The following is a 12,550-nucleotide window of genomic DNA, read 5'->3' on the forward strand; positions in this document are numbered from 1 at the left end:
ACGTCGAGGTGTGCCGGCGGGGATACTGAGGGTAAGAGCAGCGTTTACCCACCTGTGGTGAGGCACCAATGGCTGTAAGGGATGAACTGCCCGAATGGGCCGTACGGCTACGCGCCGAGCGTGAACTACGAGGTTGGGGGCGTACCCGACTCGCCCGTGAAATGCTGAAAGAGGCCGAGCCGTACACTCTGCCCACGTTGAAATCAATAGTCGGCAGCATCAAGGGGCACGAAACCGGACGCCACAAGCCGGATGACCCATATCTGCCGCTGTATCGCAAAGTGCTCGGCCTTGATAAGGAAGTGTTCGCCTCGGTGGAAATGCCACTCGCGGCTCTCGCACTACCGGCCCTGACGCCCGATCCGGATCTGTACGAACGGATCACGAAGACGATCGACGAACCACGACGGGTGGATCTGGAGACGATCGAATGGCTTGAACGGTGCCTGGCCGAGCACCGCCGGGCCGAGGACACCATGGGTGGTCGCCCGCTGATGCCCGTTGTCCGTGCCCAGTTCGCCACCGTCGCCGACCTCGCCCGAGGGGTTCGCGGAGCGTCAGGAGACCGCCTGGTCAGCATGGTCGCCCAGTACGCCCAGTTCCTGGCCTGGATGTGCCAGGACTCTGGTGATCTTGCCGCCGCGCTGGTGTGGTACGACCGCTCCCACAGTTGGGCGATGGAGGCCGGAGACGCCGCCCTGGCCGCGACGACCCTGAACATGCGCGCCCATCTGGCCTGGAGCATCGGGGATCCGCAGCGGTGTGTACGGCTGGCCGAGGCGTCCCGATGGCACGATGGCCGCACCTCGCTGGGCATCCAGGGGATGGCTGCCCAGATGGCCGCCCGAGGGCAGGCGCAGATGGGGCAGGGACAACAGGCGCGATCCCTGCTCGGACAGGCCGAAGAACTGATCAGGAAAGCGGCCGAGCACCCCGAGGCGGAGCCGTCGTGGATGTACTTCTACGACGAGGACTGGTTCCTGATGCAGCGCGGCATGGCCGAGCTGGAGTTGGGTGACGGCCATCGCGCGGTGCCCTTCCTCGAACGAGGACTGGCAGGATTGGCGGGGTCCTACCGGCGTGACCGCGCCTGGTTCGGCGCCTGCCTGGCCCACGCCCACGCCTTGGCCGGTGAGGCCGAAGCGGCGACGGAGACGGCACTCAACGTCGCCCCTGACGCGGTGGCCGTCAACGCCTACGCCGTCCGTGACCTGCACAAGGTGGTCGGGCTGCTGGACCGCATGCGCGCACCGGGCGCCCGCGCCCTCCAGGAGGCCCTGCCCCAGGCATCCTGAACCCTGTCCGTCAACCGCTTGAAGGGCCACGTTCATGGATCACCCGGCAACACGGCATTCGGTCAGCGTGGCCGGAGTGATCCTCGACGGCCAGGGACGCGCGCTGCTCGTCCAGCGACGCGACAACGGCCACTGGGAAGCACCGGGCGGCATCCTGGAACGCGACGAGGACATCACCACCGGCCTGGTACGCGAAGTGCGCGAAGAGACCGGCCTGATCGTCGAACCCCTCGCCCTGACCGGCGTCTACAAGAACATGACCCGCGCCGTCGTCGCCCTGGTCTTCCGCTGCCAGCCCATCGGCGGCCACCTCACCACAAACCACGAAAGCCGCGCCTTCCGCTGGGCCGACCCCCAGGACGTCAAAACCCTCGCCAACGAGGCATTCGCCGTACGCGTCCTGGACGCCATGCACCCCAACAGGCCGCCCGCCGTACGCCACCACGACGGCACCCACCTGCTGACCCACCCCTGATGCCGGGCACTGCCTTACCGCCAAAGACGTCGACCTGGCTCACCACATCGACGCCATCACCACAGCCCACGGCGCCGAACCAGCCTGAACCACCTTCATGCCTCGGCGTTGAGGGTCGCTATCCCGTCCGGTAGTTCGGTCAGGGAGTCGATCCGAAGATGAGGCAGCCGGGCGGCCTCCGGGTCGGCTCGCTGTATGGTTCCCCATGGGCCGCGTCGGACCAGTACGGTCTTCATTCCCGCCGTCACCGCTGGGCGGATGTCGTTGTCCAGTCGATCCCCCACATACAGGATCTCCTCGGGGGCGAACGGCACCGCCTCGGCCAGCCGGGTGAAGAACGCCGGGTCCGGCTTGGAGGCTCCCCAGTCGTCGGAGGTACCGATCAGGTCCACATCCGCCGCGAACAACTCCCGCAGGATGCGACCGGCCCGCACGGTCTGGTTACCGGCGATCCCCAGCCACAGCCCGGCCCCGCGAAGCGCCGCCAGCGCGGGCCGTACATCTGGATAAAGGTTCTCCTCGCCGAAGCACTCCGCCTGGCCCGCCGCCGTCCGGACCTCCCGTTCCTTGTCCAGATCGAAGCCGGGACGAAACACCTGGAAGGTCTCCCGGTAGTCACCCCCCTGGGCGATCACCGCGCCGAACATGGCGCTGAAGGTGTGCCGGGGAACACCAAGCCAGTCGGCCCAGGTGCCATACTCACGGCTCTCATCCACCAGACACTCGCCGACATCAAACGTCACCGCGCGAATCATGCCCGCAGCCTACGACGCCTCTTCACCAAGGAGATGACCATGACTCCCCACCCGTTGTCCGACGAGGAGATCACCGAACAACTGGCCGATCTGCCCGGCTGGGAGCGGCATGGGCAGGCGATCGAGCGGACCTTCCGGCACACCTACCACGAGTGTGTGCACCTGGCGGTGTATGTCGCGGCCAAGGCCCGGGAGGTCGGGCATCACCCTGACATGCACATCACCTGGCAGCGGATCCGTTTCGTCATCACCACCCACGACGCCGGGCACCGCCTCACCGCCAAGGACTTCGACCTGGCTCACCACATCGACGCCATCGCCACAGCCCACGGCGCCGAACCAGCCTGAACCACCTTCACGTCGCTCATCACCCTGGAGGGTTCGCTACAGGTCCGTGGAGACGGGCTGATGCCTGAGGGCCTGTTGCTCGTCGCCCTGGAGATCAACGGTCCCTTACCCGAGGGGGCCGAGGTAGGTTCCGCCTGAGACGTCGACGGTCTGGCCGGTTATCCAGCGGGCCTGGGGGCTTGCCAGGAAGGTGACGACGTCGGCGACGTCCTCGGGTTCGCCGAGCCGTCCGAGCGCCGTGATCGACTCAAGCGTGGCGACCGCCTCGGGGATGGACGTGTAGCCCGCGGTCATGTCGGTCCGCACCGCGCCGGGCGCGACCGTGTTCACGGTGATCCCGCGCCTGCCCAGGTCGTTGGCCAGGGTCGGCGCCATCGCCTCGATCGCCGCCTTGCTGATGGTGTAGCCGATCTGCATGGAGACCGCGAACCTGCTGGCCGTCGAGCCCATGTTGACGATGCGGCCCCCGTCGTTCAGCAGCGGCAGCGCACGCTGGATCACGAAGAACGGCACGGTCACGTTGACCGTCAGCAGCCTGTCGAACTCCTCGGGGGTGACCTGGGAGATCGGGTTGCTCGACCCGATGCCCGCGTTGTTGACCAGGATGTCCAGGCCACGTCCCGCCAACCCCCCGGTCAGGCCCTCGAACAGCCGGTCAACGGCGTCCTTCTCACCGAACCGGGCCTGGACGGCGAACGCCTGGCCGCCCGCCTCCTCGATCCGCGCCACCGTCTCCCGGGCCGCCGCGTCGTTGCCGCCGTAGTGGACGGCGACAAGGGCCCCCTCGGCCGCCAGCCGTACCGCGACCGCCCTGCCGATGCCCCGCGAACCACCCGTCACCAGCGCCGTCTTACCAGCGAGAACACCCATCAGAACTCCTCGATCCACAGCCGGCCCTCGGTACGGTCCCGGCGACCTCCGAACCATGGCAGCCACCCCTCACCGCCCCCTCACCGCTGGCTCACCGGCTTTCTCCTGAAATAGGGGAGGGCAAGAGCGATAAGGAGAGAAGGTGAATGTCCCAACGACCTGTTTTCAAGCACTACTGGGCAGCCACAGTTCATCGCCCGCCTCAACCCCAGAATTACTGTCTGGCTCGCTTCACCCACTAGCCCTCAAGTGATCGCAGGTCACACGGACACCTCGCTCAGGAAGCCGTGACACCGTATGGCGACGTTCTGCTTTGGTCGAAGGCATTCAGATCGCCTGCGACGCTGACCATCGCAACCGACACTGGGCTAATAGTATATGTCATGAATCGCTTCGAGGCGGGCGAATTTACCGAATGATGCAAAATGGTCAAGGCGATATGTGTATTTTCTCGCCGTCTGACTGGGTTGCCCGTGTGGTTAATTAGCTCCCTTCGCCTTCCATCGGGGATGGGTGAACGTGATGGGAGAAAGCTCGATAAGAATCCTGCTCGGGGGCGCCGCAGACGTCGTCCATTGCAGCCAGTGGGTGATATTGTGGCGCCACGGAGGGGCTGTTGGGGGAGTTATGAATTTCAAGGATTTTGCGATTTTCCTGTCCATGGATCTAGGTGTATCGCTTCTTTGCGTGATTGCCGTTCTGGTTGGAACCCTCTTTTTGGGGGTGTTCCTCTGGGTGGTAATCAAGAGAAGTGCGCGAAGAGGCTGAGGGGAGGAGGTTTAGTCAAGGTGGCCCGCATAAGCGAGGCCACCTTGACTGGCCTCTAGGCTGATAAACAAATAGGTCTGCAGCGCGAGAGTTCTCTCCGTTGCGCGGACACCTATCCCTTTTTGATTTACATGGGCGGCTACTGGAGCCTTCCTTGAAGCTCTATATTATATGAAGTTGCTGCCGGTAGTCATGGTAGCCATAGTTTATTTTTGTGATCTATGACGCAAATCCCTGAAGATTGGATTTATTTCTTTTAGCCTCTTATGTTCGGGTTTGTCTTATTTCTCATTGGGCTAGGGCGTCAAGCTGGCAGTGCTTCGGAAATTGTCGGAGCGTGCTGCTACTACTGAAGTCGAGTTTTTGGTGCGGCTTTTGAGGATGGCTTGATGCGGTTTTATGTGGACGTCGCAGCAAATGCATCATTTATTCCCTGGGGTGATGTCCATGGTCCCGCCAGGGCGGTGCTTTATGGCCTCGTCGGGGAGCAGGACGCTGACTTGGCCAAAGATTTGCATGACGCCGGGTGGCAGGGCAGTCCGCTCAGGCCGTTAGGCGTCTCTCCGCCGCTGTTCTCAAGGACGCGACCGCGCCACGGGGCGTATTCGGCCTCGTCGGACGGTGTGATCTCGATGGGGTCCCCGGTGTCACGGATCGCGGCGTGTCTGCTGGCCGCCCTGGCGAGCCGGAAGGAGATCCGCTGGGGCTCCGTGACCCTGTCGGTCAAGGGGATCCGGTTGGACGACTTCGCGGACCACGCCGGAGGAGTCGCGGTCTTCGAGACGGTTTCGCCGGTTCTGGTGAAGCACGAGGATCTCTACCTCCTCCCCGAGGACCCGCACTTCCAGGAGCGGCTGACACACAACATCCGGCACAAGGCGGATGTCCTCGGCCTGCCGGGCGAGGTGGAGGTGGAGGTGCTGGACTCCGGCCCTCGCCGCAGGTTCGACCTGTCCAAGGGCTTCCGCATCGGGGCGACCGCACGGATCCGGGTGGCGGCAGCACCGAAACTGCTGGACGCGCTGCGCGAGTGGGGGCTCGGGCTGTCCACCGTCGAGGGGTTCGGGTGGGTCAGGTGAGCGTCACCCAGGCTCCGGCATCCTCCCTGCTGCTGACCGAGCATCCGCTGCAGCGCTGCGGGGCGTGGGCGGTGACGGTGCTCGCCGACCGTGAGCGGGTCGAGCAGGTCACGACGGAACTGCTTGACAGTGTGACTGCGCGAATCATCGAAAACGTGGTCGAGGCGGCGGTCGCTCGGCAGGGGAGCGGGGCGTATGACTGGTGGAAAGTCCTGTTTGCCCTTTATCCCAACTCCAAGCCGACTCATGCCAAACGGGGGAAAGATCGTACGGCACTGCGCGAGGAGATGGCTCGGCTGTTCGTCCTGGACGACGTCAGCGGGCCGGTATGGGCCTGTACATTCTGTGGACAGCCGAGCGGGGTGCTGTGGGCGAAGGCAACCCTCCCGATGTTCGACTCGATCCGGGCGGTGAACACGCTGCCGCCCGCGACGGCCGGGTGGCCGGTGTGCCGGGGGTGCCGCGTCGCGTTGTGGGCGCTGCCGTACGGTGCCTGGCTGACGGCGGGCTCGGCGACGGTGCTGACGTGCGACAACCCACAGGTCGAGCGGCAGTTCGTGAGGCGGAACATCCAGCGGGCGGATCGGATCCGTCAGTTTGGCTTCGATGGCATGCCCGCGACGGCCGGGCCTGAGGCGGTCACATTGGAGGCGCTGCGTGAGCATGCCAGCGACGCACCGGTCGCGACCAACCTGTGGATGTTCAAGAACGACAACCAGGAGCCGTGGCTCCTGGTGTCGGGGACGCGGACGGGCGTGGCCCGCTTCGTGCACCTGTTGATGGCCGACCCCGACTGCAGGAGGGGTTGGAGAGATCTGCGGCGTGCGCTCGCGCGCAGAGACCGGCAGGGCAAGGCGGCGGTGGACGGGGCGACCGCTGCGGCACGGTTGCTGTTCGACCGTGAGGGAGGGCAGTCGGACCGGCTGCCGATGGAGCTGTGGGCCCGGTCAGCGGACCTGGAGAAGGTCCCTCGACACACCCTGGTGGGGTGGCGGGCCCTGTGTCGTCTTTACGTGGAGGTGATGTTCGAGATGGATCCTGATCGGATCAAGCCCGTCGCGGAGCTGCTGGCTGGCTGGATCGCCCAGGAGTCCCACCGTGGCCGGTTCAACCTGTACCGGAGGGCCGCAGGCAGCGGCTACGAGCTGCACAAGCTCCTGATAACCGCCGGTGCGCGCCTTTACCTGGACGGCAAGGAACGACATGTCGTCCCGGAGGTCCTGGGAGACCTTCTGGCGAACGGATCCCAGGGGTGGCGGGAGCGCACGGTGCTGTTCTTCGAGGTCATCGAGACGCTTCACAAGAGGGGGGTGGCCATCGGCGCACCCAGCGGCGGGAGCGAAGAAGGCAATGGTAAGGACAGCGGCGAGACCAGGTTCGACGGCAACGACGATGGTGAGGAGTACGCCTGATGACCTACTTGGCGGGCAAGATCGTGCTGGCTGTCAGTGCGGGGGCGCCGAACAACGGGCGCGGTGAGAACACCACAACCACGCCGGTCAAGAAGGCCAGAATCCGTGGCCAGTGGTACCCCTACGTGTCGGCTCAGGCGTTCCGCAGGTGGCTGCGAGAGACGATGGTCGACATGGGTATGGTCGCCTCCCCGACCGAGCGGGTGGGCAAGGCACAGGGCAAGGCACAGAAGGCGAACACGGCGGCCGACCCCATCCGTTACGCCGATGACGACCTGTTCGGCTACATGAAGGCGGCCGTCAAGAGTGCCGACGAGGCCACCACCCTGCGGGACACGCCGTTCATGGTCGGCACCTTCCTGTCGGTTGAGCCCGCCCGTCCGACCGAGGACTTCGGCGTGATGTCCCGGGGCATCGAGGAGCCGGTCCTGCACGGGCACGAGTTCTACACCGCCGATCTGGCGGCGCCGTTCCTGCTCGACATCGCCAGGGTGGGCACCTTCACCCTGCCGACCGCACGGGGCGGGCGGCCCAACTACCTGTCGCCCGAGGCCGCCCTGCAGGTGGCCCAGGCGATGAGCATGGGCGCCGAGCAGGTCCCCTTCCGGGGCGGTTCCGCGGTCCGGCTGCCACTGGAGGCGCGCAGAGACCGGGTCGCGATGCTGCTGGACGCGCTGGCCGAGCTGACCGGTGGAGCCAAGAAGGCGCTGCACTACGGCGACCGCACCCCGGCGCTGGTGGCCGCGCTGCCGATGGAGGGTGGGGTGAACCCGCTCACGTTCGCGATCGACGGTGCTTCCGACGGCAGCGGGCTGACGGTGAGCGGCAAGGTGCTGGGCGAGGAGCTCAAGGCGTGGCAGGACCGGTGGGAGGCCCCCGTACGGCTTGGCTGGCGGCCCGGTTTCCACGAGAGGAAGCGCAAGGAGTTCGAGCACGATCTGGCCGAGTTGATCGACCAAGGACAGGTCGTCATCGACCACCCGCGTTCGATGCTGCGCGGCCTGGCGGAGGAGATCCGTACCGGACGGCATGACGCCTGGTTCGACGACCCGGCCCGGTGAGTCCGGTGAGTGACAGACCAGGTCCGATCCAGGCGGTTCGGGTGGAGCTGTACGCACCGGTCGCCTCCTTCCGCGACCCGATGTTCCCCGGGGTCAGCCGGTGTCTGCCGGTACCCCCGCCCTCGACCGTGCGCGGCATGCTGGCGGCGGCCACCGGTCGTCCCGGTGAGCCGGTCATGTTCGGCCTGGCGGCATCGGCCGAGGGCATGGGCGTGGACGCCGAGACCTACCACCCCATCGCCGCCGACGGCTCCAACCCGGCCGTCGCGGGGCAGGTGGCGGCGGGCAAGGGCGGCATGACCATCAGGAACCGGCCGTTCCTCGCCGGGGTCCGCCTGACGGTCTGGATACCGGCTCCGGAGGGGGAGCGGATCGCCGAGGCCCTGTGTCGGCCGGTGTGGGGGCTGCGGCTGGGGCGTTCCCAGGATCTCGTGCACATCGTCTCCATCGAGAAGGTCACCCTCCATCCCACCGAGCGGGCCAGGGTGGGTCACGCGCTGGCACCGATCGGGGGGCACGATGCCCCTTCTGCCAGCACACTGCGGCTGGCCGAGTCGGTCAGCCCCGACCGTGGCCGCACCGAGTACCGCAGCTACCGGTGGTGCTCGGAACCGGCAGGTGAGCGTCCCGTCGTGGGCGCCTACCGTGACGGGGACCAGGCGGTCTGGCTCAGCGCGCCCACAGTGCCGGACGAGCACGCCGCCGGGCTGTCCCAGGTGCTGGCCAAGTCCGCTCGTGGATCTGCGCTGGGCAGGCCGGAACTGCTGACCGAGCACAGCCTCGCTGTACGGGACGCCGCCCGTACGGTCGCGGACCGGATCGGATCTCCGGGTGTCCTCGCCGCCCACCCGAGGTTCTGGTCCTGGGTGGAGACCGCGGCCCTGCTGCACGACGCGGGAAAGGTCGCCGAAGGCTTCCAACGTCAGGTTCGTCCCGGGGGAGAGGCATGGGGAGAGCGGCACGAGGTGCTCTCCCTCGCCTACGTTGACCTGCTCGGCCGTCAGTTGGATCCACGGGACCGCAGGATGATCGCCGCAGGGGTGGCCTTTCACCACAGGCCGCTGACCTCGCACGGTGGTGGCGACCTGCGCTCCATGTATCCCCCGGTGGCGGCGTGGGAGCGCAAGTTCGGCCGCGATCCCGCTCCGGTGTCCGGTCGTCCCCGCATCCAGATCCCGGCCGCCCGTCACCGTTCCTTGCTGGCCTGGTTCGCACGTCAACTGGCCGTCCCCGTGCCCGACAACGACCGCCGGATGTGGGAGCTCGCCAGGGACGCCTTCGCCCGGCTGACCACCGAGTGGATCAACCCGGTCGATGAGGACGAGGGCTTGGTCGCCGTGCTGTTGCAGGGGGCGGTCACGCTCGCGGACCACTCCGGTTCCGCGCATGTGTCCTTGCAGACGCACATGCCGCTGCCACGCGACTTCCTGGGGAGGTTGGCCACTCCCTATCCGCACCAGCGGCGGGCCGCCGACATCGGAGAACACCTGATCCTGGTCTCGCCCACGGGCAGTGGCAAGACCGAGGCCGGGCTGGCGTGGGCCTCGCGGCAACTCGACGACATGGCCGGGCGGCCCCGGCTGGTCTGGCTTCTGCCGTACCGGGCCTCCATCGACGCCGCTCGTGATCGTTTCGTCAAGGGCCTTGACCCCGCTCCCTGGCAGCAGGAGCCGGACATCGGTGTCCTTCACGCCACCGCGGCGCGCACGCTGTTGTCGCGGGCCGTCGCCGACGAGTGCACGCCTGGCCCGGCTGAGGCCGGTCGAGCCCGGGCGCGGGTTCGTGCGATGCGGCTGTTCAGTCAGCGGGTCAGGGTCGCCACTCCGCACCAGCTCCTGCGGGCGGCTATCGCCGGGGCCCGCTACTCCAGCGTCCTGTTGGAGCAGGCCAATGCCCTGATGGTCCTGGACGAACTGCACGCCTACGATCCGGCGACCTTCGGCCGGATCTGCGCCTGCATGCGGTTGTGGCAGCGGCTCGGCAGCCGGGTGGCCGTGCTGTCCGCCACCCTCGCCCAGCCGATGATCAGTCTGATCGAGGACACCCTCGGCGCGGTCGAGGTCTGCCGGGCACCGGCGGGCACCGCGCCGCCCCGGCACCGGCTCGTGCTCGACGAGGACCCGATCGACTCCGAAGCCAGCCTGGAGCGTATTCGCGGGTGGCTGGACGAGGGACAGAGCGTCCTGGCGATCGCCAACACCGTCGCGATGGCGCAGAAGCTGTATGAACAGTTCGACTGTCCTGGCGCGATGCTGTTGCACTCGCGGTTCCGTTCCCGGGACCGAGCCGCGATCGAACGCCGCATCATGGGGCGATATCCGGAGCGGAAACCGGAGGAGAACGCGCCGCGCGGTGGACTGGTCGTGGCCACGCAGGCGGTGGAGGTCTCCCTCTGTCTGGACTTCGACAGAGGAGTCACCGAGCTTGCGCCGATCGAGGCCATCGCCCAGCGGGCCGGGCGGGTCAACCGGCGTGGCCGACATGCTGACGGCGTGGTCGAGTTCCGCGTGCACACCGAGGTCGGCACCGGCAGGCCGTACGACAAGGGGGCGCTGGAAGCGTCGCTGGCCGCGCTGACGACGGCGCCGGGGCCTGAGATCTCTGAGGAGACCGTCGAGACCTGGCTCGACATCGCCTACGCCACGCCGTGGGGACGGAACTGGGCGGTCGAGGCCAAGCGTCACCGCGACGAGTTCGGCCGGAACTTCCTCACCTTTCCCGACCCCTTCCACGACCGGAGCGAATTCGCCGCCAAACTCGACAATGCCTTCGACACCGTCGAGGTGCTGCTCAGGAAGGACCAGGACGAATACCGGGAAGAGGCAGAGAAGGACCCCCTCCTGGCGGCGGGGTTGCTCATTCCCATCCGCTACACCCAGTTCGCCGGACTGTGCTCCACAGGACGGGCGAAGTTCGTGAAACGCGGCCTCAACCTGTGGGTCATCGACGTGGAGTACGACCCTGTCCTCGGGCTGAAGCTGAACCCCCAGTCCACGCCCGTCCCGGCGCCCATCCTGTGAGCGCCATCGGTGGCGTCCACGTCAAATACCTCCTGCACTGTCCCCGTCAGCTCTGGCTCTACATGCGCGGTTATCGTCCCGAGCAGCGCAGTGACGCCGTCGCCTACGGCGAGGCCGTCGACGACACGACCTACACGCGCCGACGGGACATCGACCTGGGGGAGGCGAAGATCGACTGGGTGACGACGGGAGCCGTCGTCCACGAGACCAAGTCCTCCCGGGCACCGTCGGAGCAGCACGAGGCCCAGGTCCGTCACTACTGCCTGCTGCTGGAACGCAGAGGCGTGGCCGTCCAGCACGGTGTCATCCACTATCCGCTGGTTCGCCGTACCACCACGGTCGCCTGGGACCGGCAGGCCCGCACTCTCGCCGAGGACACCGAACGCCAGGCCCAGGCCGTGATCAGTCAGCCCGACGCGCCGCCCAGGCTGGACCGTCCGCGTTGTCGTGGCTGTTCCTATATCGACTACTGCTGGGGAGATTCATGACCGCCGCCTCCCGCACCTACTGGCTCACCCAGCCGTGCCGTATCCGCCGCGAGGACAACAGCCTCCGCATCGAACGGCCCGACCAGACTCCCGTGCGTGTCCCCGTCACGGACGTCCGCGACGTGATCGCCTTCGACCACGTCGACATCAACACCTCGGCGATCTCGCTCCTCAGCCGCCACGGCGTCATGGTCCACGTCCTGGATCACTACGGAAACTATGCCGGGGTCGTCGCCCCCGCGGAGGACACGGCTTCGGCCCATGTCCTGCGGAGCCAGGTCACCCTCACCGGCATCGACGAAAGGCGCCTTGAGGTCGGTCGCTCTCTCATCACCGCCACGGCCGCCAACGTCCGATGGGCTCTGGACACCGACCTCCTTGAGGCTCCGCTCTCCCAGTTGGCCGAGAAGTTGCCGACATGCCTAACCGCCGAACAGCTCATGAGCGCGGAAGGTAACTTCCGCCGCTCCTCCTGGGCGGTCCTGGACACGGTCCTGCCCTCGTGGCTCCGGCTGGAGGGCCGCAGCCGTCGCCCACCCGCCAACGCGGGAAACGCCTTTGTCAGTTACGCCAACAGCATCGTCTACTCCCGGGTTCTGACCGCGTTGCGCTGCACCCCCTTGCACCCGGCGCTCGGTTTCCTGCACGCCGACACCGACCGGCGCCGCAACACGCTTGCCCTTGACCTGGCCGAACCCTTCAAACCGCTGTTCGCCGAACGGCTGCTCAGACGTGCCGCCGCCCAGAAGACCCTGCGTCCCGCCGACTTCGAAACCGACGTTGGCAACGCCTCCCTCAGCAGGGAGGGCCGCAAGAAGGTCTCCGAACTCGTCCGGGAGGAGCTGGCCACCACCGTCTTCCACCGGAAGTTACGCAGGAAGGTTTCGTACGAGGAACTCATCCACCTGAAAGCCCTCAAGCTCGTACGGCTCTGCCTGGAGGGCCTCACCTACAAGCCGTTCCGGCCCTGGTGGTGACG

The 12,550-nt window shown here is 66.9% G+C and carries 11 protein-coding genes; 9 read left to right on the forward strand and 2 right to left on the reverse strand.

From position 1 onward, the window contains the following. Positions 1 to 320: 320 nt before the first annotated feature. Both FHS44_RS21290 and FHS44_RS21295 read left to right on the forward strand, forming a co-directional pair. Entirely contained in the window at positions 321 to 1,295 is a 975-nt protein-coding gene (locus tag FHS44_RS21290; RefSeq protein WP_246435867.1) for an NsdA family TPR-like regulatory protein, read from the forward strand. Between the two features lie 34 nt (positions 1,296 to 1,329). Continuing rightward, the gene (locus FHS44_RS21295) at positions 1,330 to 1,770 is read left to right on the forward strand and encodes an NUDIX hydrolase (protein WP_184717298.1); all 441 of its coding nucleotides are present in this window, start codon (positions 1,330 to 1,332) and stop codon (positions 1,768 to 1,770) included. A gap of 95 nt (positions 1,771 to 1,865) precedes the next feature. Here the strand turns inward: FHS44_RS21295 and FHS44_RS21300 are convergent, their stop codons facing one another. Continuing rightward, entirely contained in the window at positions 1,866 to 2,513 is a 648-nt protein-coding gene (locus FHS44_RS21300) for an HAD family hydrolase (RefSeq protein WP_312863757.1), read from the reverse strand. A gap of 51 nt (positions 2,514 to 2,564) precedes the next feature. Between FHS44_RS21300 and FHS44_RS21305 the strand changes: the two genes are divergently transcribed. Next, a complete protein-coding gene (locus tag FHS44_RS21305; protein WP_221461108.1) occupies positions 2,565 to 2,873 on the forward strand; it encodes a 4a-hydroxytetrahydrobiopterin dehydratase in 309 nt (102 codons plus the stop codon). Positions 2,874 to 2,978: 105 nt separating this feature from the next. Here FHS44_RS21305 and FHS44_RS21310 read toward each other — a convergent pair whose 3' ends face one another. Beyond that, positions 2,979 to 3,743 carry an SDR family oxidoreductase gene (locus FHS44_RS21310; RefSeq protein WP_184717302.1) on the reverse strand — a complete coding sequence of 255 codons (765 nt, stop codon included), beginning with the start codon at positions 3,741 to 3,743 and terminating at the stop codon, positions 2,979 to 2,981. Between the two features lie 1,157 nt (positions 3,744 to 4,900). Between FHS44_RS21310 and cas6 the strand changes: the two genes are divergently transcribed. Genes cas6 through cas1b form a run of 6 tightly spaced genes read left to right on the forward strand, consistent with a single transcriptional unit; the run spans position 4,901 to position 12,548 of the window. Next, positions 4,901 to 5,590, forward strand: a complete 690-nt coding sequence (gene cas6 / locus FHS44_RS21315; protein ID WP_184717304.1) for a CRISPR-associated endoribonuclease Cas6 — start codon at positions 4,901 to 4,903, stop codon at positions 5,588 to 5,590. Further along, on the forward strand, positions 5,587 to 7,002 hold the full coding sequence (locus tag FHS44_RS21320) for a hypothetical protein (RefSeq protein ID WP_184717306.1): 1,416 nt from the start codon (positions 5,587 to 5,589) through the stop codon (positions 7,000 to 7,002). The genes cas6 and FHS44_RS21320 overlap by 4 nt, the downstream gene beginning before the upstream one ends. After that, on the forward strand, positions 7,002 to 8,063 hold the full coding sequence (gene cas7i, locus FHS44_RS21325) for a type I-B CRISPR-associated protein Cas7/Cst2/DevR (RefSeq protein WP_184717308.1): 1,062 nt from the start codon (positions 7,002 to 7,004) through the stop codon (positions 8,061 to 8,063). Before FHS44_RS21320 ends, cas7i begins: the two co-directional genes overlap by 1 nt. 41 nt (positions 8,064 to 8,104) lie before the next feature. Beyond that, on the forward strand, positions 8,105 to 11,083 hold the full coding sequence (cas3, locus tag FHS44_RS21330; protein WP_312863758.1) for a CRISPR-associated helicase Cas3': 2,979 nt from the start codon (positions 8,105 to 8,107) through the stop codon (positions 11,081 to 11,083). After that, a complete protein-coding gene (locus FHS44_RS21335; protein ID WP_312863759.1) occupies positions 11,080 to 11,571 on the forward strand; it encodes a CRISPR-associated protein Cas4 in 492 nt (163 codons plus the stop codon). Before cas3 ends, FHS44_RS21335 begins: the two co-directional genes overlap by 4 nt. Beyond that, the gene (gene cas1b, locus FHS44_RS21340) at positions 11,568 to 12,548 is read left to right on the forward strand and encodes a type I-B CRISPR-associated endonuclease Cas1b (RefSeq protein ID WP_184717310.1); all 981 of its coding nucleotides are present in this window, start codon (positions 11,568 to 11,570) and stop codon (positions 12,546 to 12,548) included. Before FHS44_RS21335 ends, cas1b begins: the two co-directional genes overlap by 4 nt. Positions 12,549 to 12,550: the final 2 nt, after the last annotated feature.

This window comes from Streptosporangium saharense, from assembly GCF_014203715.1.
Classification (GTDB): domain Bacteria; phylum Actinomycetota; class Actinomycetes; order Streptosporangiales; family Streptosporangiaceae; genus Streptosporangium; species Streptosporangium saharense.

What these genes read in the sequence shown, in the direction of transcription:
- FHS44_RS21290 (WP_246435867.1), top strand. Translation starts at nt 321, where the DNA reads ATGCCACTCGCGGCTCTCGCACTACCGGCCCTGACGCCCGATCCGGAT.
- FHS44_RS21295 (WP_184717298.1), top strand. Translation starts at nt 1,330, where the DNA reads ATGGATCACCCGGCAACACGGCATTCGGTCAGCGTGGCCGGAGTGATC.
- FHS44_RS21305 (WP_221461108.1), top strand. Translation starts at nt 2,565, where the DNA reads ATGACTCCCCACCCGTTGTCCGACGAGGAGATCACCGAACAACTGGCC.
- FHS44_RS21310 (WP_184717302.1), bottom strand. Translation starts at nt 3,743, where the DNA reads ATGGGTGTTCTCGCTGGTAAGACGGCGCTGGTGACGGGTGGTTCGCGG.
- cas6 (WP_184717304.1), top strand. Translation starts at nt 4,901, where the DNA reads ATGCGGTTTTATGTGGACGTCGCAGCAAATGCATCATTTATTCCCTGG.
- cas7i (WP_184717308.1), top strand. Translation starts at nt 7,002, where the DNA reads ATGACCTACTTGGCGGGCAAGATCGTGCTGGCTGTCAGTGCGGGGGCG.
- cas1b (WP_184717310.1), top strand. Translation starts at nt 11,568, where the DNA reads ATGACCGCCGCCTCCCGCACCTACTGGCTCACCCAGCCGTGCCGTATC.